The 607-nt window shown below is 35.9% G+C and carries 1 protein-coding gene; it reads right to left on the bottom strand.

The window, feature by feature from the left end; translation table 11 throughout:
- Positions 1-607: LysM peptidoglycan-binding domain-containing protein (locus tag FUA24_RS00550; protein WP_148539604.1), on the bottom strand; the 607-nt coding region annotated here is incomplete at both ends.

Raw genomic sequence — 607 nt, forward strand, 5'->3', positions numbered from 1 at the left:
TCACCCGGAATTGGTTTTGTAACAACTTTTTTATCGGTTGTTTTTGCTGTTGAAGTTGCTGTTTGTGTGTAAGGTTTACGCGGATAAATGGTTAAACGCTGCCCTATTTTTAAATTGTTTGAGCGCAAACCGTTCCAACTTTTAATTTGGCTAACCCTAACACCATAACGTCTGGCAATTTTACCTAAGTAATCACCCGATTGTACACGATAACGCACCCTATCTGTAGCGTTAAAAAATTGTGGCAGTGGTTTTTCTCTGTTAGCTAACTCTTCTTTTACATGCGCATATATTTGAGTTTCATTGTTAACAAAAGTACCAACCACATCTCTTGGCAACCTTAAATAATAGTTTTCACCTTTAATAACAGGTATGATATCTAATTTATACGAAGGGTTTAAAAACTGTAACTTTTCAACAGGTGTTCCTGTAACCTCAGCAACTTGGTCTAGTGTTATCATGTTTTTTACCAAAACGGTATCGGTTTCAACTAACGGAAATTCAGGTTTTATTTTTTTAAAACCATGTGCTTCAGCATATTCAAAAATATACATGTTTGCTAAAAATGCTGGCACATAACCTGCTGTTTCTCTGGGTAAGTTGTGCC

Source organism: Seonamhaeicola marinus (assembly GCF_008085455.1).